19 protein-coding genes are annotated in these 22181 nt (G+C 69.0%); all 19 read left to right on the top strand.

The genetic code is table 11. The features are described 5' to 3' along the window. Nucleotides 1-65: 65 nt before the first annotated feature. The 19 genes from B5G02_RS03060 to B5G02_RS02970 all read left to right on the top strand — a co-directional run bounded on the left by B5G02_RS03060 (nt 66) and on the right by B5G02_RS02970 (nt 22180). Nucleotides 66-788, top strand: a complete 723-nt coding sequence (locus B5G02_RS03060) for a ComEA family DNA-binding protein (protein WP_094335133.1) — start codon at nt 66-68, stop codon at nt 786-788. Beyond that, nucleotides 785-3148, top strand: a complete 2364-nt coding sequence (locus B5G02_RS03055; protein WP_241146146.1) for a DNA internalization-related competence protein ComEC/Rec2 — start codon at nt 785-787, stop codon at nt 3146-3148. The genes B5G02_RS03060 and B5G02_RS03055 overlap by 4 nt, the downstream gene beginning before the upstream one ends. 59 nt (nt 3149-3207) lie before the next feature. Then, a complete protein-coding gene (gene holA, locus B5G02_RS03050) occupies nt 3208-4164 on the top strand; it encodes a DNA polymerase III subunit delta (RefSeq protein WP_094335132.1) in 957 nt (318 codons plus the stop codon). 175 nt (nt 4165-4339) lie between these two features. Beyond that, nucleotides 4340-4603, top strand: coding sequence for a 30S ribosomal protein S20 (rpsT, locus tag B5G02_RS03045; protein WP_019238623.1), 264 nt, complete (start codon nt 4340-4342; stop codon nt 4601-4603). A 185-nt stretch (nt 4604-4788) separates the two neighbouring features. Beyond that, nucleotides 4789-6597 (top strand): translation elongation factor 4, encoded by a 1809-nt coding sequence (lepA, locus tag B5G02_RS03040; RefSeq protein ID WP_094335131.1) that lies wholly within the window; start codon nt 4789-4791, stop codon nt 6595-6597. Nucleotides 6598-6624: 27 nt separating this feature from the next. Beyond that, a complete protein-coding gene (dusB, locus tag B5G02_RS03035; RefSeq protein WP_094335130.1) occupies nt 6625-7701 on the top strand; it encodes a tRNA dihydrouridine synthase DusB in 1077 nt (358 codons plus the stop codon). Between the two features lie 2 nt (nt 7702-7703). Continuing rightward, nucleotides 7704-8885, top strand: a complete 1182-nt coding sequence (hemW, locus tag B5G02_RS03030; protein ID WP_094335129.1) for a radical SAM family heme chaperone HemW — start codon at nt 7704-7706, stop codon at nt 8883-8885. Between the two features lie 140 nt (nt 8886-9025). After that, nucleotides 9026-10144, top strand: coding sequence for a DnaJ domain-containing protein (locus B5G02_RS03025; protein ID WP_094335128.1), 1119 nt, complete (start codon nt 9026-9028; stop codon nt 10142-10144). 107 nt (nt 10145-10251) lie between these two features. Next, nucleotides 10252-11388: a molecular chaperone DnaJ gene (gene dnaJ / locus B5G02_RS03020; RefSeq protein WP_094335127.1), complete on the top strand. Its 1137-nt coding sequence runs from the start codon at nt 10252-10254 to the stop codon at nt 11386-11388. 17 nt (nt 11389-11405) lie between these two features. Continuing rightward, on the top strand, nt 11406-12728 hold the full coding sequence (locus B5G02_RS03015; RefSeq protein WP_094335126.1) for a MiaB/RimO family radical SAM methylthiotransferase: 1323 nt from the start codon (nt 11406-11408) through the stop codon (nt 12726-12728). Continuing rightward, nucleotides 12728-13729: a PhoH family protein gene (locus B5G02_RS03010; protein WP_094335125.1), complete on the top strand. Its 1002-nt coding sequence runs from the start codon at nt 12728-12730 to the stop codon at nt 13727-13729. Before B5G02_RS03015 ends, B5G02_RS03010 begins: the two co-directional genes overlap by 1 nt. Further along, a complete protein-coding gene (gene ybeY / locus B5G02_RS03005; protein ID WP_094335124.1) occupies nt 13729-14286 on the top strand; it encodes an rRNA maturation RNase YbeY in 558 nt (185 codons plus the stop codon). The genes B5G02_RS03010 and ybeY overlap by 1 nt, the downstream gene beginning before the upstream one ends. Further along, on the top strand, nt 14283-14660 hold the full coding sequence (locus B5G02_RS03000) for a diacylglycerol kinase family protein (protein WP_094335123.1): 378 nt from the start codon (nt 14283-14285) through the stop codon (nt 14658-14660). The genes ybeY and B5G02_RS03000 overlap by 4 nt, the downstream gene beginning before the upstream one ends. Nucleotides 14661-14725: 65 nt before the next feature. Beyond that, nucleotides 14726-15727 carry a GTPase Era gene (era, locus tag B5G02_RS02995; RefSeq protein WP_094335122.1) on the top strand — a complete coding sequence of 334 codons (1002 nt, stop codon included), beginning with the start codon at nt 14726-14728 and terminating at the stop codon, nt 15725-15727. A 20-nt stretch (nt 15728-15747) separates the two neighbouring features. After that, nucleotides 15748-16506, top strand: coding sequence for a DNA repair protein RecO (recO, locus tag B5G02_RS02990; protein ID WP_094335121.1), 759 nt, complete (start codon nt 15748-15750; stop codon nt 16504-16506). Nucleotides 16507-16554: 48 nt separating this feature from the next. Continuing rightward, entirely contained in the window at nt 16555-17328 is a 774-nt protein-coding gene (locus B5G02_RS02985; protein ID WP_094335120.1) for a transposase, read from the top strand. Nucleotides 17329-17499: 171 nt separating this feature from the next. After that, nucleotides 17500-17778, top strand: coding sequence for a 30S ribosomal protein S15 (rpsO, locus tag B5G02_RS02980; RefSeq protein ID WP_019238610.1), 279 nt, complete (start codon nt 17500-17502; stop codon nt 17776-17778). A gap of 230 nt (nt 17779-18008) precedes the next feature. Further along, on the top strand, nt 18009-20234 hold the full coding sequence (locus B5G02_RS02975) for a polyribonucleotide nucleotidyltransferase (protein ID WP_094335119.1): 2226 nt from the start codon (nt 18009-18011) through the stop codon (nt 20232-20234). 278 nt (nt 20235-20512) lie between these two features. Next, a complete protein-coding gene (locus B5G02_RS02970; RefSeq protein ID WP_094335118.1) occupies nt 20513-22180 on the top strand; it encodes a ribonuclease J in 1668 nt (555 codons plus the stop codon). Nucleotide 22181 lies beyond the last annotated feature (1 nt).

Raw genomic sequence — 22181 nt, 5'->3', positions numbered from 1 at the left:
ATCTGAGATTCGCGCGGCGGTGCGGTGCGGGCGATGTGATGATGCACCCAAGGGGGTGGTGCGTCATGGCGCAGATCGAGCGCACGGAGCGGGGTGGGCGCATCGCGCGGCGCGTGCGGAGCCTGCTCGCGCACGGGGGCGCGGCGCGCGCGGTGCTCGCGGTCGTGCTCGTGGCAGCGGTGGCCATGGTGTGGCTCGGCGTCGCGGGCGGTTCGGGCAGGTCGTTCGAAATCTCGTCGGGCTCATCCGACGGCGCCGGCGCGGGCTTGTCGGAGTCCATGGGCGCGTCGGGCTCGGATGACGAGGCGGGGGAGCGGGAAGCGGAAACCGGTGACGCCACCGCGCCTGAGCGCATCGTCATCGATGTCGGCGGGGCGGTCGCGCGGCCCGGCGTCGTCGAGCTCGAGAGCGGCGCGCGCGTCGTCGACGCGATCGAGGCGGCGGGCGGCCTTGCGGACGATGCGGACTGCTCGTCCCTGAACCAGGCGCAGATCCTGCAAGACGGGCAGAAGGTCTATGTTCCCCGCGCGGGCGAGGCCGTGCCTGCCGCGACGGGTTCGGGAACGGATGCCTCAGCGGGCGCAGGCGACGTTGGCGCGCTCGTCAACATCAACACGGCAAGCTTGGAGGAGCTCGATGCGCTTCCCGGCGTGGGCCCTTCCACGGCGCAGGCCATCATCGATGATCGCGAGCAGAACGGCCCCTTCGTGAGCATCGAGGACCTCATGCGCGTCTCGGGCATCGGCGAGAAGAAGTACGCGAAGCTCGAGGCGCTGATTTGCATATGAGCCGGGTCGCAGCGCTCGAGGCCCCGCCGCGGCCGCACATCCCCGCTTCCATGGCGGCAGCGGCGGGGGCGCTGCTCTCGGCGTCCGCGGTGCTCGAATGCGGGTGGATGGAATTCAGCTCCGCGTATACCGAGGGCACGACGGCGTGCGGTGTCCCCGCGGGCGCGGTGGCCCTTATCTTCGGCGTCATCGGCGCAGTCATCGCGATCGTCGCGGGGTGCGCGCTCTGGCGACGTGCGTGCCCGTCCTGGCGGAGTGGGAGCGCGCGCCTGGAAGGACGCCGCGCCGTCGTGGCGTTCCTCGGGATCGGGTGCCTGATCGGGGCGTGTTCGGGCGCGTACGGCTGCATGAGCCGTGCGGCGGCCGCCGAGCGCATCCTGAGCGCACCGGCGAGCAGCTTCACGTTCGCGGTATCGGGCGATGCCCGCGCCGGGACCTACGGCGTGCGGCATGATGCGTACGTGTTCGAGGGGAAGACGCTCGTCGGCCGCGTCGAGCTCACGAGCGAGCGCGAGCTACCCGCGGGAACGAGGCTTCGCGCCGTCGGGCGCGTCGAAGCGCTCGAGGCGGACGCATGGGGGCGCTCCTCGTACCTTGAGGGCGCGGTGGCGGGGGTTCGCGTTGTGTCGGTACTCCAGGAGGCGTATGCCCCCAGCCCGGTCGAGGCGGTGCGCGCCCGCGCGCTCGAAGCGATCGACCCGGCGGCGAGCGCGGGGCGCGCGCTCGTCGCGGGCATCGTGTGCGGGCGCACGACGGAGCTGAATACCACAGCCGCCGCGGACGATTTCGCCCGCACCGGGACCTCGCATCTCATCGCGGTCTCGGGAAGCCACCTCGCGCTCGTCGCCGGGCTCGTCGAGGCCGCCGGGCAAGCTCTTGGGGCGCGGCGCGGCTCCCGTGCGGCGGCCCTCGCCGTGCTCATGGGTGCCTACGTGCTCTTCACGGGATGCGCCGCCTCGGCGGTGCGCTCGTTCGTCATGGTCGCCTGCTCGCTGTTCGCAAGGCTCGGGGGCAGGCGGGCGCACGGGCTCTCCGGCCTCGCGCTGAGCGCGGTCGGGCTCTGCGCCATCGACCCGGGGATCGCGTTCGACCTCGGGTTCCAGCTCTCGGCGGCGAGCGTGCTCTTCATCCAGCTCTTCGGCAGCTATCTGCGCTTTCGCCTCCAGCGCCTCGGGCTGCCCCGCGGGCTCGCGGAGGCGCTCGCGCTCACGCTCTGCGCGCAATGGGCGACGCTGCCCCTTGCGGTTCCCGTGTTCGGCAGTTGCTCGCTCGTGGCGCCGCTTGCGAACATCGTGCTCGGCCCCGTCATGACGGCGCTCCTCGTCGCAGGGCTCGCGACGACGCTCGCGGCCGTCGCGCTTCCGCCCCTGGTGGCGCTGCTCGCGCTTCCGGCGGCGCTCGCGCAGCTCGCCATCTTCCTTGTCGCGCTCTGCGCGCGCGTCCCCTATGCCTCGGTCGCGATGGATTTGGATGCCCGCGCCGCCGTCGCGCTCTACGCGCTCGCGGCGCTCGTGTACATCGCGTGGCTGGGTATCCGCCGCGCGCACATCGCCTGCGCGCTCGCCGTCTGCGGCGTCCTCGCGGCGGCGCACGTGCTGCGTTGGGGCGTCTTCGCACCGCCCGCCATCACCGTCCTCGACGTCGGCCAGGCGGACGCGATCCTCATACGCGACGGCTCGAGCGCCGTGCTCGTCGATGCGGGGGTCGATGACGATGTTGGGCGCGCGCTCGCCCGCAACAGCGTCATGCGGCTCGATGCCGTCGTCATCACGCATTGGGATGCGGACCATTGCGGGGGCCTCGATACCGTGCTCGATACGGTGCCCGTGGGCGCGCTCATCGTGGCCGAGGGCGCGGACGACTCCATGCCCGCAGACATCGCCGCGCTCGACCTTCCCGAGCTGCACGCCGTGTCCGCGGGCGACGGGTTCCGCGTCGGACGCTACGCCTGCACGGTGCTCTGGCCGGACGCGCCGGTGGACGGCCTCGATAACGAGGACTCCATCGCGCTCATCGTGGAGTACACCGGCGCCGGGGAGCGCTGCCGCGCGCTGCTGACGGGGGACACCGAGGTGGATGAGGAGCGCGTCTACGCCTCGGGCGCCGGGGACATCGATGTGCTCAAGCTCGGGCACCACGGCTCCGCGGAATCGGTCGACGCGGAGGTGCTCGGCATGCTCGAGCCCGAGCTCGCCGTCGCGAGCGCGGGGGAGGGGAACCGCTACGGGCACCCGAGCGACGTCTGCGTCTCCGCGCTCGAAGTCGCCGACGTGGCCTTCCTCTGCACGAAGGATGTGGGCGACGTGACGATCTCGCCCGCGCGCGGCGGCGTCTCCGTCACCGTCGAGCGCCCGCCGTGATAGAGTGGGGTGGCGGCCGGCTGTCGGCCGATGCCCGCACGCGATCGAAGGAGCGAACCATGGCCTCAGCCAAGCTGCTACCCGCCTACCTCGTGGTCGGCCCCGATGAGGTCAAGCGCACGGCCGCGCAGGACCGCCTCAAGGCGCGGCTCGAGGCGAGCGGGCTTGCGGCCTTCAACCTCGATGAGCGCGATATGACGAAGCCCCAGGAGCCCGACGAGGTCATCGCCTCGCTCAGCACCTATCCCATGGGCGCGGACTTCCGCCTCGTCATCCTGAGCGGCTGCGAGCACCTCCCCAAGGCGATGAGCGAAGCGCTCGTGTCCTACCTCGCGCACCCCGCGCCGGACACGGTCTGCCTCATCGTAGCGGATTCCCTCGCGAAGAACACGCGGCTCTACAAGGCCGTGGCGAAGCTCGGCAAGCAGGCGATCATCGACTGCTCCGCGAAGAAGCGCTGGGAGCTGCCCGCGTACGTGCAGGGCATGGCGGGCAGGCACGGCATCGCGATCACCTCCGCGGCCGCCGAGGAGCTCGTCGCGCGCTCGGGCGAGTCCACGCGCATGCTCGATACCCAGCTCAAGAAGCTCGCCGAGGTCATCGGCGGCGGAACCATCGAGGTCGGGGACGTCGAGCGCTACGTCGCGCGCACGGCCGAGGCGAAGCCCTGGGACTTCCTCGACGCGGTGAGCGCCCGCGACGCCGCCCGCGCCCTCGAGCTCTACCGACTGCTCCCGCCGAGAAGCGAGGTGCGCCTGTTCGCGCTGCTGCTCGGCCGCGTGCGCGAGCTCATCGTCGCCAAGGCGCTCGACGCCCGCGGCGCGGCGCGCGAGCTGGCCTCGACCCTCGGCGTGCGGGATTGGCAGGTGAAGAACCATGTGCGGTGGTCGCGCGCCTTCACCATGGATGAGCTCGTGGGGGCGCTGCGCAGCGCGGAGGACGTGGAGTGCGCGCTCAAGGGGTCGCGCGATTCCGAGACCGCCTTCGTGGGCTGGGTGCTGTCGCTCACGAAATGATAAAAACCAGCCTGTCTGGATTTTATCAGTCCGCTCGCGACCGAACATTTCCACAGCTTTACCACTTCACCTACCTGCACCGGCGTGGTACACTACCTGCTTGTGACCTCAATCGTGTCTCAGAGGCCTGATCAAATGGCGATAGATATCTAGGAACTCGAAAGGAACTCTGCAAGTGGCTAACATCAAATCGCAGAAGAAGCGCATCCGCACCGCTGAGAAGGCCCGCGTGCGCAACCGCGCTGTGCGCTCTGAGCTCAAGACGCTCGTCAAGCATGTTCGCGAGGCCGTGGAGCAGGGCGACGCCCAGGCCGCGCAGGCCGCTGCCAGCCGCGCCTACAAGCGCCTCGATCAGGCTGCCGCGAAGGGCATCATCCACAAGAACCAGGCTTCGAACCGCAAGTCCGGCGTGCAGAAGCTCGTGAACACCCTCAACTAGCCTCACATAGGCATCACGCGTGTTCGGAAGGGCCTCGTTCGAAGAACGGGGTCTTTCTTCATATCGATGCGCCGTGCGCTGACCGCGGTCTGGGGTCTCGCGCCCGAAGCCTGCAGTTGTGAACGCGCCGATGCCGTGCGATCCCCTCGCTCACCCTGTCGCGCCAATCCAGTACAATAACGCTCATGAATACGATTGATACCTCCCACATCCGCAACTTCTCGATCGTGGCGCACATCGACCACGGCAAGTCGACCATCTCGGACCGCATCCTCGAGCTCACGAACACCGTCGAGGAGCGCGACATGGAGGCGCAGCTGCTCGACACCATGGACATCGAGCGCGAGCGCGGCATCACCATCAAGTCGAACGCCGTGCGCGTGATGTACACGGCCGACGACGGCGATACCTACCAGTTCAACCTCATCGACACGCCCGGCCACGTGGACTTCACCTACGAGGTCTCGCGCTCGCTCGCCGCGTGCGAGGGCGCCGTGCTCGTCGTGGACGCCACGCAGGGCGTCGAGGCGCAGACGGTCTCGAACGCGAACCTCGCCATGAACGCTAACCTCGACATCGTGCCCGCGATCAACAAGATCGACCTGCCCTCGGCCCATCCCGAGGAGGTCAAGCTCGAGATCGAGGACGAGCTCGCCATCCCGGCCGACGACGCCGTGTGCGTCTCGGGCAAGACGGGCGAGGGCATCCACGATCTGCTCGAGGCCATCGTCTTCCTCATCTCGCCGCCCGAGGGCGACGCGACCGCCCCGCTCAAGGCGCTCATCCTCGACTCGTATTTCGACGAGTACCGCGGCGTCGTGGCCACCGTGCGCATCTTCGACGGGAGCATCAAGAAGGGCGACCAGCTGCGCATGATGCAAAACGGCGTCGACTTCCTCGTGGACGGCGTGGGCGTGAAGCGCCCGGCGGAGACCACGGTCGACGAGCTCACCGTGGGCGAGGTGGGCTTCGTGGTGACCGGCCTCAAGGATCCCGAGGCCGTGCACGTGGGCGAGACGCTCACCTACCGCGACCATCCCTGCGCGGAGCCCCTCTCGGGGTACCGTGAGGCCAAGCCCATGGTCTACACGGGCATCTTCCCCATCGACAACAAGGACTACGAGAACCTGCGCGACGCCCTCGAGAAGCTGCACGTGAACGACCCCTCGCTCACCTGGAGCCCCGAGACGTCCGTGGCGCTCGGCTTCGGCTTCCGCGTGGGCTTCCTCGGCCTGCTGCACATGGAGGTCGTCAAAGAGCGCCTCGAGCGCGAGTTCGACCTCGACCTCATCGCCACGAGCCCGTCAGTGGACTACCACGTCTACAAGACCGACGGCGAGATGCTCTGCGTGCGCAGCCCCCAGGACCTGCCCGACGTGACGCGCATCGACCACATCGAGGAGCCCTACCTCAAGGCGAAGGTCATCGTGCCGCCCGAGTACACGGGCACGGTCATGCAGCTCGGCATCGAGCACCGCGGCATCATGACGGACATGATCCACCTCTCGAAGAAGTCGGTCGAGATGCGCTTCGACATCCCGCTCGCCGAGCTCATCCTGGACTTCTTCGACCAGCTCAAGAGCCGCACGAAGGGCTACGCGAGCCTGGACTACGAGTTCGCGGACTACCGCCCGAGCGACCTCGTGAAGCTCGACATCCTGCTCTCGGGCGACGAGGTTGACGCGCTCTCCTTCATCGTGCACCGCGACAAGGCCTACGGGCTCGCGCGCGGCCTGTGCGACAAGCTCAAGGAGATCATCCCGCGCCAGCTCTTCGAGGTGCCCATCCAGGGCGCCATCGGCAACAAGATCATCGCGCGCTCCACCGTGAAGGCGCGCCGCAAGGACGTGCTCGCCAAGTGCTACGGCGGCGACATCTCGCGCAAGCGCAAGCTGCTCGAGAAGCAGAAGGAGGGCAAGAAGCGCATGAAGGCCATCGGTTCGGTCGAGGTGCCGCAGGAGGCCTTCCTCGCCATCCTGAAGGTGGAGGAGTAGCGCGGCGCGCGCCGGGACAGGGGAGACATGTCGTTTTCAGATGAGCTGCGCTCGCGCCTCGAGGCCGAGCCCTTCCTCATGGCGCCCATGGCGGGCGTCACCGATGCGGCGTACCGCATCATGATGCGCCGGCACGGCGCCCCGCTCGCGTACAGCGAGATGGTGAGCGTCGCCGGCCTGCATTACGCGAGCGAGCACACCTGGGAGCTCGTGCTGCCCGCCGAGGAGGAACCGAGCATCGCGGTGCAGCTCTTCGGCAGCAAGCCCGACCAATTCGCCGAGGCCGTCGAGGCGGTGGAGGAGCGCGTGGGCGACAAGCTCGCGCTCATCGACATCAACATGGCGTGCCCCGCGCGCAAGGTCATCACCAAGGGCGAGGGTTCGGCCCTCATGGAGCAGCCCGCGCTCGCAGCCGACATCGTGCGCGCGGCGGTCTCGCGCGCCCACGTGCCCGTGACGGCGAAGATCCGCATCGGCTTCGCCACCGGCGACCGGGTGGCGCCGGCCTTCGCGGAGCTCCTCGAGGACGCGGGGGCGGCAGCTGTGGCGGTGCACGGGCGGAGCGCGAAGCAGCTCTACACCGGCGCGGCCGACTGGTCCGTCATCGACGAGGTGGCGGAGCGCGTGTCGATCCCGGTGATCGGGTCGGGCGACGTGTTCACGGCCGAGGACGCGGCGCGCATGCTCTCCGAGACCGCGGCGAGCGGCGTGTTCATCGCGCGCGGGAGCTACGGCAACCCGTGGATCTTCGAGGATGCGCACTCGCTCGCCCTCGAGGGCGCGCCCGTGCCGGAACGCTCGTACGCCGAGCGGCTCCGCGCCCTGCGCGAGCACCTCGCGCTCACGCACGAGCTCGTGCCCCGCGCCATGGCGCGCGCCCGCACGTACGCGACCTGGTACCTGAAGGGCATGCCCCATGCCGCCGCCTGGCGCGGCAGGGTCGTGCGCTGCGCATCCTATGAGGAGTTCTGCGCCCTCGTGGACGAGATCGAGGCGGACGTGCGCGCCGCCGAGGAAGCCATGCGCGCGCAAGCGGAGCACGGTCCGGCGCCCGCCCGGGATGCTGGACACCGCGGCGCGGCCCTGCGCGCGGAAGACGCGTAGCCATGGCGATCGAGGCGCTCTACCTCCATATCCCGTTCTGCCATGCGAAGTGCGCGTACTGCGATTTCGACTCGCGGGCGCTCTGCGGCGCGGCGCTCGACGCGGCGGCCGAGGCATGCGTCGGCGCGCTGTTTCAGCGCATCGACGCCTTCGGCGCACGCGGCGCGCTCGACGCTGTGCGCACGGTCTACATCGGCGGCGGCACGCCCACCGCGCTCGGCGACCGCCTACCGCTTCTCGTGCGCCGGGTGCGCAGGTGGTGCGCGCCCGAGGAGCTCACCTGCGAGGCGAATCCCGAGTCGTTCACGGCGGGCCTCGCGCGCGAGCTTGGCCGCGCCGGCGTGACGCGCATCTCGCTCGGGGTGCAGAGTCTCGACGACGCCGAGCTTCGGCAGATCGGCCGCATCCATACGGCGGACGAAGCGCGCGCCGCGGTGCGCCGTGCCCGCCAGGCGGGGTTTGACGTCTCGCTCGACCTCATGTGCGGCCTGCCGCATCAGACCCCGGAGAGCTGGCAGCGCACGGTCGAGGGGGCGCTCGCGCTCGAAGCGGGCCACATCTCGGTCTACCCGCTTACGCTCGAGGAGGGCACGCCGCTCGCGCGCCGCGTCGAGCGCGGCGAGCTGCCCGAGCCCGACGAGGACTTCCAGGCGCAGTGCATGGAGGCGGCGCGGGAGGCGTTCCTGCGCGCCGGGTTCCAGCCCTATGAGGTGGCGAGCTATGCCCGGCCGGGGAAGGCGTGCGCGCACAACATCGCCTACTGGACGGGCGTGGGCTACCTCGGGATCGGGCGGTCCGCGGCGGGCATGCTCTCGGCGGGGGAGTTCGCGGGGCTCGCCGACCTGTTCTGCGGCATCGAGCCCGCGGCGGGAGCCGCCCGCGTGCGCCTCGTGCAGCGCGACGACGCGGGGACGCGCTTCGAGGCCGAATGTCTCACCGCGCGCGAGGCCGTGGCCGAGGACCTCATGCTCGCGATGCGCATGACGGCGGGCGCGGGCAGCGACCTCGTCGAGCGGGCGCGCGCCGCGTTCGGTCCCGCGTTCGACCGCGCGGCCGCAACCGCGTGCGCAGAAGGGCTCGCCGCCTGGGACGCCGTGACCGGCGCGCTTGCGTCCACCGAGCGCGGCTGGCTCATGGGCAACGAGCTCTTCGGCCTCATGTGGGGTCTCGCGGGAGAAAACTGACCCCCTCCCGCCCGTCGCGTGAGCGCATGGTTTGTGCAGGCGGCATCCAGATGCGTTGCCGGGTTTGAGCCGCGCGGCTTTTCGGTACAATACGCTAAGCCAACGTTGCCGAGCAGGAGGTTACCCCTACCGTGGCGGGAATGAACGATAAAGACTACTATGCGATCCTCGGCGTCTCGAAGGACGCCGACAAGCGCGAGATCCAGAAGGCGTTTCAGCAGAAGGCGCGCAAGCTGCACCCCGACGTGAACAAGGCGCCGGATGCCGAGGAGAAGTTCAAGGAAGTGTCCGAGGCCTACGCCGTCCTCTCCGATGAGCAGAAGCGCGCCCGCTACGATGCCATGCGCTCCGGCAACTCCTTCGCCGGCTACGGCGCGGCATCCGCGCAGAACCCCTATGCGGGCGCGCGCGCCGCGCGCGGCTCCTACTACGGCGGGTTCGGCGGCTTCCCGTTCGGCGGCATGTGGAGCGAGCCGCGTCGGCCGTCCGGCCGGGGCTCCTCCCAGGCGTTCAGCCCCGAGGAGGGCGCGGACGTCATCATCGATATCGAGCTCACGCCCGAGCAGGTGAAGAGCGGCGCGCGCAAGGCGGTCAAGTACCGGCGCTACGAGCCGTGCGAGCACTGCCACGGCACGGGCTCCGTCTCGTCCGAGCATGCTCACACCTGCCCTTCCTGCGGCGGCACGGGCGCCATGGACGTCGACATGTCGTTCCTCTTCGGCGCCGGCGTGTTCCAGATGGTCTGCCCGGAGTGCAACGGCTCGGGCAAGGTCATCACCGACCCCTGCCCCGACTGCGGCGGCACCGGCCGCGAGCAGGTCATGTCCGAAGCGGTCATCGAGTTCCCCCCGGGCACGCACGACGGGGGTACCGTGCGCGTCAAAGGCATGGGGCATGCGGGTACGAACGGCGCGGCCGCGGGCGACCTCATCGGGCGCGCGCACGTGGCGGCCGAGCGGCTCGAGGGCAAGGCGCAGCAGGGCTTCAAGCTCATGGGCTTCGCCGCCCCGTTCCTTCTGCTCGCGCTCCTCGGCGGCACGTTCTCGCTCTTCGCGGCCCTCTGCCTCATCCCGTTCTGCTTCGGAGCGGGCATGGTGCTGCGCGAGGTGCCCTCGCACCGCAGCCTCATCTGGCTCAAGCGCGGGCTCCAGGTGTTCGTGAGCGGGCTTCTGAACGCGCTCTTCTACGTGCTGCTGCTCATGTGGTTCGCGAGCTGCACGCGCGGCATGTACTATTACCGCCCGTTCTATTGGTGGTAACCTCGCGGCGGCCGCGCGGCCGCATCGCGTTTCGATGGATATAGCGAGATGCAGCTCCGGTGCCTGCACGCGCCGGGGCTCGGTTTGAGTTGGGGGAGAGAAGCGAAGTGCCGGGTTCGAGGGATTACTACGAAATCTTGGGCGTCGATCGAGACGCCGATCAGCGCACCATCAAGCGGGCGTTTCTGAAGAAGGCGCGCACGGTGCACCCGGATGTCTCGGACGATCCGCATGCCGAGGAGAAGTTCAAGGAGCTCAACGAGGCCTACTCCGTGCTCTCGGACGAGCAGAAGCGCGCGAACTACGACCGCTTCGGCACCGCCGACGGCCCCGGAGGGTCGGGCTTCGTCGACTTCAACGACATCTTCGGCATGGGCATGGACGACATCTTCTCGTCGTTCTTCGGCGGCGGGCGCGCGCAGGGGGGCGGCCAGGCACGGCGGCGCCGTGGGCGCGACATGGCGATCACCCTCGCCGTCACGCTCGAGGAGGCCGCGCTCGGGTGCGTGAAGACCGTGAGCTACGACCGCCTCGCGCCCTGCGAGGACTGCCACGGCACCGGCTGCGCCGAGGGCGCCCAGGAGACGCAGTGCCCGCGCTGCCACGGCACGGGCTACATCACGACGATGCAGCGCTCCATCTTCGGGCAGATCCAGTCCACCTCGCCCTGCCCCGAGTGCGGCGGCGAGGGGACGGTCATCGACCACCCTTGCGACATGTGCGACGGCCAGGGTCGCACGCCCACGCACGAGAAGATCGACATCGAGGTGCCCGCCGGCATCGCGAGCGGCCGCCAGCTGCGCGTCCGCGGCTACGGCGAGGCCGGGTTCCGCGGCGAGGAGGGCGGCGACTTGCTCGTGACGGTCGTCGTGGAGGAGCATGAGCGCTTCCAGCGCTCGGGCGACGACCTGCTCTGCGCGGTCACCGTCTCCATCGCGCAGGCCGCCCTGGGCTGCCGGGTCACCGTGCCGGGCATCATGCCCGACGAGACGATCTCCTTCGACATCCCCGCGGGGACGCAGTTCGGCGACACCGTCGTGGCCGAGGAGTTCGGCATGCCGCGCATGGACGGCACGACGCGCGGCCGCGCCATCGCGCAGGTGCGCGTCGAGGTCCCGCGCAAGCTCTCCGGCGAGGCGCGCGCGCTCCTCGAGCGCTACGCTGCCGCCATGGACGAGGAGGTGGCGCCGAAGCGCAGCGTGGGCGAGCGCATCCGCGACGCCATCGACGACATGATCGACTAGACACCGAGGTGAGGCTCGTGGCGAACCCCTTCGTTTCCGTCATCAACCTGGGCTGCCGGGTCAATCGCGTCGAATCGGACCGCATGGAGCGCGAGCTCGCGCGCGCCGGGCTCGCGCTCGTCGACCCCGACGACGCCGAGCTCATCGTCATCAACACCTGCGCCGTGACGGGCGAGGCGGAGGCGAAGACGCGCAAGGCTGTGCGCCACGCGCTCGGGCGCGCCCGCCATCCCTTCGTGCTCGCTACGGGCTGCGCGGCGGCCCTGCACCCCGAGTCGCTCTGCGAGATCTCCGACCGCGTCCTCGTCGAGCCCTCGAAGGTCGATGTGGCGCGCCGCGCGCTCCAGGCCCTCGGGTACGAGGCCCGCTCGACGCAGCGCGCATCCGCGCTCGATGCCCCTGTGGGTGAGCAGCCGCTGCGCCGGGCGCGCGCGGGCGTGAAGATCCAGGACGGCTGCAACAACCGCTGCACGTACTGCATCGTGTGGAAGGCGCGCGGCCCCGAGCGCTCCGTGCCCGTGGCCGCCGTCCTCGACGAGGTGCGCGCGGTCTGCGCCGAGGGGCTCCCCGAGGTCGTGCTCACCGGGGTCAACCTGGGCGCCTACGACGGCGCCGACGAGCGCGACGCCCATGTCGAGATTGACGAGCTCATCGAGCGCATCCTGCGCGACACGCCCATCCCGCAGGTCCGCCTCTCGTCCATCGAGCCCATGGACGTGACCGACCGGCTCATCGAGCGCGTCGCCGCCTCGGACGGCCGGGTGGCGCCCTTCTTCCACCTGCCCGTTCAATCCGGCTGCACCCGCACGCTCGAGCGCATGGGCAGGCCGTATACCGCAGAGGAGTTCGAGGCGCTCTGCGGCCGCATCCGCGCAGCGCTCCCGTCCGCGTCGCTCTCCTGCGACCTCATCGTGGGCTTCCCGGGCGAGACCGACGAGGACTTCGAGGCGTCGCTTGCCCTCTGCGAGCGCGTGGGCTTCTCGCGCATGCACGTCTTCCGCTACAGCGCACGCCCCGGCACGCCGGCCGCGGCCATGCCCGACCAGGTTCCGCCCGAGGTCATGGCCGAGCGCTCGCATCGCGCCCGCGAGCTCGCCGCCCGCCTGGCGCGCGCCGACGCCGCACGGCGTCGCGGAACCCGCGAGCGCGCGGTCATCGAGGAGGGGGCGCGCGGCACGCTCGCGTCGTTCCACCGCGTCGAGGTCGACGGGCTCGAGGAGGCGGGCGTGAGCGCGCCGGCGCTCGTCGAGGTCGCTATCATGGAGGTGAGCGCATCGGGCTTGGTGCGGGCGCGCCTCGTGCCCGATGCGACCGTTCCGTTCTCATGCAAGGGGGCTTGATGGATACCGCGAGCGTGAAGCTGAGCATCCCGGAAGACGTCGACGCCGTGCGCGTGCTCGGCGGAGGCGACGCGCTCCTGCGCGTCATCGAGGAGCGGACGGGGGCGCGCATCGCCGCGCGCAGCCGCACGCTCTCCATCTCGGGCACGCCCGAGGAGGTCGAGATTCTGACGCGCCTCTTCACCTACCTCATCAAGGAGGCCCGCGCGGGCGACGCGCCCACCGAGGCCGAGGTGGTGCGGGCACTCCAGACCCTCCGCGAGAGTGTGATGGACATCTCGGGCTTCCGCGACGACATCCTGCTCACGTACCGCGGCAAGGCCATCCGGCCGAAGACCGTGGGCCAGAAGCGCTACATCGACGCGATCCGCTCGAACACCGTGACCTTCTGCCTGGGGCCGGCGGGCACGGGCAAGACCTACCTCGCCATGGCCATGGCGGTCGCCGCGCTCAAGCGCCATGAGGTGGGCCGCGTGGTGCTCACGCGCCCGGTCGTGGAGGCGGGGGAGAGCCTGGGCTTTCTGCCCGGCACGCTCCAGGAGAAGATCGACCCCTACGTGCGGCCGCTCTTCGACGCGCTCTTCGACATGACCGATATGGAACGCGGCGGCGAGCTCATCGAGCAGGGTGTCATCGAGATCGCGCCGCTCGCCTACATGCGCGGGCGCACGCTCAACGACGCCTTCGTCATCCTCGACGAGGCACAGAACACCACGCCCGAGCAGATGAAGATGTTCCTCACGCGCCTGGGCTTCAACTCCAAGTTCGTCGTGACGGGCGACACGACCCAGCGCGACCTCATGGGGCGCCGGGGCGGTCTCACCGAGATCGAAGAGATCCTGGCGGGCGTGGACGACGTCGCGTTCATCCACCTCGACCGCTCCGACGTGGTGCGCCATGCGCTCGTGGGGCGGATCGTCGAGGCGTACGACGCCTTCGACCAGGCTCAGGAGGAGCGGGCCTCCAAGCGCGGCGGCACGCGCGGACGGAAGGAGCGCTGATGGGCGTCTTGCTGTCGAACGATGCGGGGCTGCCGCTCTTGCTCGCCGAGGAGGAGTTCGAGCAGGCGCTCGCGGCCGTGCTCGACGAGGAGGGCATCGCGGGCGCGGCCGAGGTGTCGGTGACCTACGTCGACGACGCGGAGATGCGCGCGCTCAACCGCACCTGGCGCGGCATCGACGCGCCCACGGACGTGCTCTCCTTCGGCTGCGACCTCGATGGCGCGGCGGATGCGGACGACGATGCCGTATGGGGCGCGCCCGCGGATGAAGACGCGGTCATCGAGCTCGGCGACATCGTGCTCGCGCCGGGCGTCATCGCCGCGCAGGCGCCCGACTTCGGTTCCACCCCCGCCGAGGAGTGCCGGCTCATGCTCGTGCACGGTTTGCTCCACCTTCTTGGGTATGACCATATGGAGGAGGACGATGCCGTCGAGATGGAGCGCCGCGAGCTCGCCGTGCTGCGCGCGCTCGCCACCGCGCGGGGCGACGACCCCGACGCCGTCGAGATCGGCCCGGTGACGCGGCATCGCGACGATGATGCGAGGAGGCGCGCATGATTCCCGGTTCCAACCGCGACCACCCGACGTTCGTGCGCTCGTTCGGGTACGCCCTCGAGGGCTTTGTCACCGCGGTCACCACGGAGCGCAACATCAAGGTGCAGCTGTGCGTGGGCGCGGCGGCGGTCGTCGCCGGCGTCGTGCTCAGGATCGACGCGCTCTCATGGGTGCTCGTGGTGCTCTGCATCGGGCTCGTCATCTTCGCCGAGCTCGTGAACACCGCCATCGAGGCCATCGTCGACCTCGCCACGCAGGAGCTGCACCCGCTCGCGAAGCGCGCGAAGGATATCGCCGCCGCGAGCGTGTTCACGCTCTCCATCACGGCGGCTGTCGTTGGCGTCATCGTGTTCGCCCGCGCGATCGCACTCTACTGAATGATAGAAACCAGGCGGATCGGTTGCTTGCGCAGCCGCCGCATCCCTTCGGCGAAAGGCTCGATATGACAGACGAGATGCAGGAATTCGATCCCTTCGAGGGCATGTCCGACGACGAGCTCGACGCGATGGCAGACGATGCCGCGCAGGCCGAGGACGCGCGTCCGGCGGGTGAGCCCGGCTTCCGCAGCGGGTTCGTCGCCCTCGTGGGGCGGCCGAACGCCGGGAAGTCGACCCTCATGAACGCGTGCATGGGCACGAAGGTCGCCATCACCTCGCCGGTCGCTCAGACCACGCGCCGGCGCATGCTCGGCGTCGTGCGCCGCGAGGGGGTGCAGATCGTCTTCGTCGACACGCCGGGTTTGCACAAGCCGCAGGACTCGCTCGGAAGCGAGCTCAACAAGAGCGCGCTCGCCGAGTTCAAGGACGTCGACGTGCTGTGCTTCCTCGTCGACGTCTCGAAGCCCATCGGTCGCGGCGACGCGTGGGTGGCCGAGCGCGTGGCGAAGGCGTCCGCGAAGCGCATCCTCGTGCTCACGAAGGCCGACCTCGCCTCGTCCGAGATGGTGAACGAGCAGCTCGAGGCCGCGCGGGCGCTCTGCGACTTCGATGACGAGATCGTGGTCTCGGCGGCGCGGGGCTTCAACGTCGAGGGTTTCATCTCGCTCGTCTCGAGCTACCTGCCCGATGGGCCGCAGTGGTTCCCGGACGGCGTCTCCACCGACGCGTCGGACGAGATGATCGTCGCGGAGTTCGTGCGCGAGGCGCTTCTGCTGCGCACGCGCGAGGAGGTCCCCCATTCTATCGGCGTCCTGTGCGATTCCATGGAGCGCCGCCGCGGCACGCTCGTCATCCATGCCACGATCTACGTCGAGCGCGAGGGCCAGAAGGGCATCATCATCGGCAAGCGCGGCGAGATGATCAAGCACGTGGGCATCGATGCCCGCCGCAACCTCGAGGCCATCTTCGGGTGCAAGGTCTTCCTCGAGCTCGATGTGCGCGTGAAGAGCCATTGGCGCGAGGACGTGCGCGAGATCCGCCGCCTCGGCTACGCGGCCGACGAGTAGCGCCGCGCGCGGGGCTTGCCATGGCGGGCGGGAGGACATACCGCGAGCGCGCGCTCGTGCTCGATAAGACGAAGCTGCGCGAGACAGACCTCATCTACACCCTGCTCGCCGAGAACGGCCGCCAGATCCGCGCGGTGGGGAAGGGCGCGCGCAAGCCCGGGAGCCGGCTCGCGGCGCGCTGCGAGGTGGGATGCACCGTCGACGTGCTCCTCGCGCGCGGCCGCTCGCTCGACGTCATCGCCGAGGCCACGCTCGACACCGCCCCGCTCGGCGCGTCCCCCGACCTCGAGCTGCTCTCCGCCGCCGCGGCCGTCGCCGACATCGCCCGCGCGTGCAGCTTCGAGGATGCCGAGGACCCGTTCGTGTTCCCCATAACCGAGCGCGCCCTCGCCGTGCTCGGCGGCGCGGCAGGAGCGCTCGACGGGGCGCACCTCGACCTCGTGGTCGCGGCGTACGCGTTCAAGCTCCTCGCGCACCTGGGCTACCGACCCGATTTCTCGGCCTGCGTGCTCTGCGGCGACGAGGAGGTCTCGTATTTCTCCGCGCAGGCGGGCGGCCTCATATGCGCGTCCTGCGCCGCGAGCGTGCCGGGCGCGGAGGCGGTCGATGCGGCGCTCGTGGGGTGGTTCCGCGCGCTCATGGCGCTCCGCTTCGACGAGCTCGCCGCGGCCGCGGTCGATGCCCCGACCGCGGCGCTCTTGCTCGCCTTCGCCCACGGCTGGGCGGCGACCCATCTCGATGCGCGCCTCCGGGGCCTCGAGTTCCTCCTCGGCGTCTGATGATAAAATCCAGACAGGCTGGTTTTTATCATTTTTGAGGAGGCGGCCATGACGACGGGGGTCAGACGGCGCGCGGAATCTGGTTGCTACCACGTCACGCTGCGGGGGAACGGTAAGCAGATCATCTTCGAGGATGATGGGGACCGCCGCCGCTTCCTCACCTATCTCGCCCGGCTTCCCGAGCACGATGTCGCGATCATGGCCTGGTGCTTGATGAGCAATCACGTGCACCTCGTCCTCGAGGACGCCGGTGATGCGCTGAGCGGCGAGATGCAGCGCCTGGCGAGCTCCTACGCGCATTACTTCAACAAGCGCTACGGCAGGTCCGGCCACGTGTTCGAGACGCGCTTCAAGAGCCAGGCCATCGAGGACGACGCCTACCTGCTGGCCGCGGTTCGCTACGTCCACCTGAACCCCGTGGCAGCGGGCGTGGGCGCGCCCGACACCTACCCGTGGAGCAGCTACCGGAGCTATATCGGCCTCGAGGATGCGGGCGCCGTCCCGGTCTCCGTCTCCGCGGTGCTCGAGCTGCTTGACGGGGTCGCGGGGTTCAGGGAGTTCCATGCGCAGCGCATCCCGGGCAAGAACCTGCGCTTCGACGACCCCGACGACGTCTCGCTCGATGACGTCGTCGCGATCGCGCGGGCCGTCGTCGAGCCCTTCGGTTGCGCGTCCGCCTCCGATGCCAAGGCGCTGCCGAAAGCCGAGCGTGACCGCTGCATCCGCGCGCTCAGGCGGCACGGCCTTTCGGTCAAGGACATCAGCCGGCTCACGGGGGTGAGCGAGCCCACGGTCTACCGCATCCTCCGCGTCGCGGAATGATAAATTCCAGCCTGTTTGGTTTTTATCATTTTGTGCGGGTTGCGCGGACGATGGACGTTTGTGCTACTATACGCCTGTTAGTTACCCGCACTTGGAGGCGCGCTGCACCGGCGGCTTCCCAGTGACGGGCGCATGGGCCGGGGGATCCCGGCACGAGAGAAAGGTGTTCCCATGACCATCTCCAAGGAGCGCAAGGCTGAGCTCACCGCCGAGTTCGGCAAGAACGCGCAGGATACCGGCAACCCGAAGGTTCAGGTCGCCATCGCCACCGAGCGCATCCGCGAGCTCACCGAGCACATGAAGACCCACCCGAAGGACTTCCACACCCGTCGCGGCCTGCTCATGATCGTCGGCCGTCGCCGTCGTCTGCTCTCCTACATCAAGAAGAACGACATCGTCGAGTACCGTGAGCTCATCGCCAAGCTCGGCATCCGCGACAACATTCAATAGAGATTCGCGCTTTAGGCATAGTGCCGGCATCGGGGCGTCGCGCATGCGGCGCCCTTTTTCATGCGCAGCGCCGCCCGTCCGCGCCATATGCGCCCAACCTGTGGCTTCTCCGCGAATCCGCTGCTCCGCCGTGCCGTCTCATGCGCTTTTGTGCTATCGTGGCCACGTTTGTGAAGGTTGACGAAAGAGGATACCGCGCGCAACGGGGCGCGCGGGGACAAAGGAGAACCATGTCACTCGTTAGCAAAACATTCGAACTCTACGGCAAGACCTATACACTCGAGGCCGGCGAGCTGGCCAAGCAGGCCACCGGCGCCACCCTCGTCAAGCAGGGCGACACCACCGCGCTCGTGACCGTCGTGGTCTCGAAGGAGCGCAAGAACTACGACTTCTTCCCGCTCACGGTCGACTTCAACGAGAAGCTCTACGCGGCCGGCCGCATCCCCGGCGGCTACCTCAAGCGCGAGGGCCGTCCCACCGAGAAGGCCACGCTCACCGCGCGCATGATCGACCGCCCCATCCGCCCGAGCTTCCCCGAGGGCTTCCGCAACGAGGTCCAGATCGTGGCGACCTCGCTCGTGGCCGACCAGGTGAACCCCATCGACGTCATCTGCACCATGGGCGCCTCGCTCGCCCTCACGCTCGGCGGCGTGCCCTTCGAGGGGCCGCTCGCCTGCGTGCGCATCGGCCGCGACAAGGAGACCGGCGCGTTCATCGTGAATCCCACCTATGAGGAGCGCGAGAACTCCGACCTCGACCTCGAGCTCGCCGGCACGCGCGACTTCATCTCCATGGTGGAGGCGGGCGCCGAGGAGGTCACCGAGGACGACATGCTCGCCGCCATGCAGTTCGGCCAGGAGGCCATCGGCGCCTTCTGCGACGCGCAGCTCGCCTTCGTCGAGGAGTGGGAGCGCGTCAACGGCCCCATCGTGCCCAAGGAGTACATCCTCGATGAGCCCGTGCCCGAGGTGGAGGAGCGCATCTTCGCCCACTACGACGAGATGTACGCCGCCCTCTCGGACGCCGACAAGCTCTCCCGCATCGCGCACGTCGAGGAGCTCAAGGAGCGCATACGCGCCGAGTTCACCGAGGAAGAGCAGCTCATGTGGGAGCGCGAGATCCCGGTGAACCTCAAGAAGCTCGAGAAGAAGGCCATGCGCACCATGGTCGTCGAGACGGGCGAGCGCGTGGACGGCCGCGCGGCCGACGAGATCCGACCCATCATGGTGAAGGACGCCTACCTGCCGCTCGTGCACGGCTCCGGCCTCTTCCAGCGCGGCCAGACCCAGGTGCTCTCCGTGCTCTCGCTCGGCATGCTGAGCGAGGGGCAGCGCCTCGACACCATCGAGCCCGTCGAGGGCAAGCGCTACATGCACCAGTACAACTTCCCGCCCTTCTGCACGGGCGAGACCGGCCGCATCGGCGCGCCCAAGCGCCGCGAGATCGGCCACGGTAACCTCGCGGAGCGCGCCCTGCTCCCCGTGCTGCCCGATGAGACCGAGTTCCCCTACGCCATCCGCGTGGTCTCCGAGGTCATGGAGTCGAACGGCTCCTCGTCCATGGCGTCCACCTGCGCGAGCTGCCTTGCGCTCATGGATGGCGGCGTGCCCCTCAAGCGCCCCGTCTCCGGCATCGCCATGGGCCTCATCCAGGAGGAGGGCAAGACCGTCGTGCTCTCCGACATCCAGGGCATCGAGGACTTCCTCGGCGACATGGACTTCAAGGTGACGGGCACCGAGCGCGGCATCACGGCGCTGCAGATGGACAACAAGGCCACTGGCCTCACCTTCGAGATCCTCGCCCAGGCGCTCCAGCAGGCCAAGGAGGGTCGCGCCTTCATCCTGGGCAAGATGCTCGACGTCATCCCCGGCCCGCGCGAGAGCCTGCGCTCGAGCGCCCCGCGCATCGAGACGATCAGCGTGCCCGTGGATAAGATCCGCGAGATCATCGGCAAGGGCGGCGACACCATCCGCGCCATCCAGGACGAGACCGGCTCCACCATCAACGTCGAGCAGGACGGCACCGTCACCGTGGGCGGCGTGGGCGAGGCGGCCGACCTGGCCATCGCCCGTATCAAGGAGATCGTCCGCGAGCCGGAGGTCGGCGAGGTCTACACCGGCCCCGTCGTCACCATCCAGCCCTTCGGCGCGTTCGTGCGCCTCTTCGGGAACAAGGACGGGCTCCTGCACATCTCGCGCGTTGCCGAGGGCCGCGTCGACAAGGTCGAGGACGTCCTCAACGTGGGCGACACCGTCACCGTCAAGGTCATCGAGATCGAGGACGGCGGCAAGGTGAAGCTCGACCGCCTCGACAAGCCGAAGGCGCCCGAGGGCTCCGGCCACGGCTCCGGCGAGGGCCGTCCGCGCCGCGAGAGCCGCGACCGCAGCGAGCGCCCGCGTCGTCGTCCCGGTGACAACGGCCGCGGCCGCGCCCCGCGCCGTCACCACGAGGGCTAATCTATAGGCGAGAGCTGCAAAAGCCGAGCTGTCGGATGCTCCGATCCAACTATTCCTGAGCAACCCAGGTGCTCCCCGTATCCGGGGCGTGCCTGGGTTTCGTTATCGCCATGCATGCTTGCGCTATTCCTGTGGGTGGGCCGGTCGCTGCATACCGCGGCGAAAGTATGCGTACAATGTACTCTGTATGCTCATGCGCATCGCATGACGAAGGTGTACGTTTTCGCGCCCAGCGCGTCTCATAGCAGAATCCGAAACGAAAGGAACGCAACATACCCATGGCAAAGAAGAACCCGCCGCTTCGCATCATCCCGCTCGGTGGCCTCGACGGCATCGGCAAGAACATGACCGTCGTCGAGTGCGGCCAGGACATGGTGCTCATCGATGCCGGCCTCATGTTCCCGGACGACTCGCAGCCCGGCATCGACCTCGTGCTGCCCGATTACACCTACGTTCTCGAGAACGAGGACAAGCTCCGCGGCATCATCGTCACGCACGGCCACGAGGACCACACGGGTGCCCTGCCGTACCTGCTGCAGGACCTTAACAACAAGGTGCCCATCTTTTCGAGCAAGCTCACCCTGGGCTTCATCGAGGGCAAGCTCGCCGAGTTCCGCATCCGCTCGCCGAAGTTCCGCGAGGTCAAGAGCGGCTCGCACATCAACCTCGGGTGCATCTCGGTCGATTTCTTCTCGATGACGCACTCCATCCCCGGCGCGCTCGGCGTCTACATCAAGTCGCCGCAGGGCACCGTCATGCACACGGGCGACTTCAAGCTCGACCAGACGCCCATCGACGGCGTCACGCCCGACTACGCCGCCATCTCGCGCTTCGCCAAGCAGGGCGTCGACCTTCTGCTCTCTGACTCCACGAACGCGACCGTCCCGGGCTTCACCAAGTCCGAGGCCGAGGTGGGCCCCACGCTCAACGAGGTCATCAAGAACGCGCCCGGCCGCGTGTTCGTCGCCTCGTTCTCGAGCCACATCCATCGCCTCCAGCAGATCTGCAACGCCGCGAAGGCGAGCGGCCGCAAGATCGTCGTGACGGGCCGCTCCATGCTCACGAACACGCGCGTCGCGCGCGAGCTCGGCTACCTCACGATCGACGAGTCGGACATCATCGACGCCTACGACGTGAACGGCATTCCGGACGACCAGATCGTCGTCATGTGCACGGGTTCCCAGGGCGAGCCGCTCTCCGCGCTGTCGCGCATGGCCAACGGCGAGCACAAGACGCTCTCGATCCATTCGGGCGACACGGTCATCATCTCCGCCACGCCCGTCCCCGGCAACGAGAAGGCCGTCCAGCAGGTCATCAACAGCCTGGCGAAGCTCGGCTGCACCGTCGTGGACAAGTCGACGAAGCTCGTGCACGTCTCCGGCCATGGCAGCCAGGAGGAGCTCAAGCTCATGCTCACCATGGCCAAGCCCACCTACTTCATGCCCGTCCACGGCGAGGCCGTGCACCTGCGCGCGCACGCCAAGCTCGCCCGCAAGGTCGGCATCCCCGAGGACCACATCTTCGTGCTCGACAACGGCGACACCCTCGAGGTGCGCGGCGGCGTCGTGAAGGTGGGTCCCACGGTCGAGAGCGGCATCGTCTACGTCGACGGCCTGCGCATCGGCGACACCGACCCCATCGTGCTGCGCGACCGCCAGAAGCTCGCGAACGACGGCATGGTGACGGTCGTCGCCGTCGTCTCGATGAAGAAGAAGCGCATCGACGCCATCGACTTCTCCACGCGCGGCGTCTCGTTCTCCATCGACGAGGAGTTCGGCGCGGACGCCGAGGATGCCATCCGCAAGGCCGTGGACAAGGGCTCGTTCGACTTCACGAGCAGCAGCACCGGCGCGCTCCGCAAGGTCGTGCGCGATGCGCTGTCGAACTTCATCTGGAATCGCACGCGCACCCGTCCCATGATCATCCCGGTCGTCATGGAGGTCTAGC

Origin of the sequence: [Collinsella] massiliensis, from assembly GCF_002161605.1 — a bacterium.
GTDB lineage: Bacteria > Actinomycetota > Coriobacteriia > Coriobacteriales > Coriobacteriaceae > Enorma.
The sequence above is the reverse complement of the archived record's forward strand: the minus strand, read 5'-3'. Positions and strand labels throughout refer to the sequence as shown.

What these genes read in the sequence shown, in the direction of transcription:
- B5G02_RS03060 (WP_094335133.1), top strand. Translation starts at nt 66, where the DNA reads ATGGCGCAGATCGAGCGCACGGAGCGGGGTGGGCGCATCGCGCGGCGC.
- B5G02_RS03055 (WP_241146146.1), top strand. Translation starts at nt 785, where the DNA reads ATGAGCCGGGTCGCAGCGCTCGAGGCCCCGCCGCGGCCGCACATCCCC.
- holA (WP_094335132.1), top strand. Translation starts at nt 3,208, where the DNA reads ATGGCCTCAGCCAAGCTGCTACCCGCCTACCTCGTGGTCGGCCCCGAT.
- lepA (WP_094335131.1), top strand. Translation starts at nt 4,789, where the DNA reads ATGAATACGATTGATACCTCCCACATCCGCAACTTCTCGATCGTGGCG.
- dusB (WP_094335130.1), top strand. Translation starts at nt 6,625, where the DNA reads ATGTCGTTTTCAGATGAGCTGCGCTCGCGCCTCGAGGCCGAGCCCTTC.
- hemW (WP_094335129.1), top strand. Translation starts at nt 7,704, where the DNA reads ATGGCGATCGAGGCGCTCTACCTCCATATCCCGTTCTGCCATGCGAAG.
- B5G02_RS03025 (WP_094335128.1), top strand. Translation starts at nt 9,026, where the DNA reads ATGAACGATAAAGACTACTATGCGATCCTCGGCGTCTCGAAGGACGCC.
- B5G02_RS03010 (WP_094335125.1), top strand. Translation starts at nt 12,728, where the DNA reads ATGGATACCGCGAGCGTGAAGCTGAGCATCCCGGAAGACGTCGACGCC.
- ybeY (WP_094335124.1), top strand. Translation starts at nt 13,729, where the DNA reads ATGGGCGTCTTGCTGTCGAACGATGCGGGGCTGCCGCTCTTGCTCGCC.
- B5G02_RS03000 (WP_094335123.1), top strand. Translation starts at nt 14,283, where the DNA reads ATGATTCCCGGTTCCAACCGCGACCACCCGACGTTCGTGCGCTCGTTC.
- era (WP_094335122.1), top strand. Translation starts at nt 14,726, where the DNA reads ATGACAGACGAGATGCAGGAATTCGATCCCTTCGAGGGCATGTCCGAC.
- recO (WP_094335121.1), top strand. Translation starts at nt 15,748, where the DNA reads ATGGCGGGCGGGAGGACATACCGCGAGCGCGCGCTCGTGCTCGATAAG.
- B5G02_RS02985 (WP_094335120.1), top strand. Translation starts at nt 16,555, where the DNA reads ATGACGACGGGGGTCAGACGGCGCGCGGAATCTGGTTGCTACCACGTC.
- rpsO (WP_019238610.1), top strand. Translation starts at nt 17,500, where the DNA reads ATGACCATCTCCAAGGAGCGCAAGGCTGAGCTCACCGCCGAGTTCGGC.
- B5G02_RS02975 (WP_094335119.1), top strand. Translation starts at nt 18,009, where the DNA reads ATGTCACTCGTTAGCAAAACATTCGAACTCTACGGCAAGACCTATACA.
- B5G02_RS02970 (WP_094335118.1), top strand. Translation starts at nt 20,513, where the DNA reads ATGGCAAAGAAGAACCCGCCGCTTCGCATCATCCCGCTCGGTGGCCTC.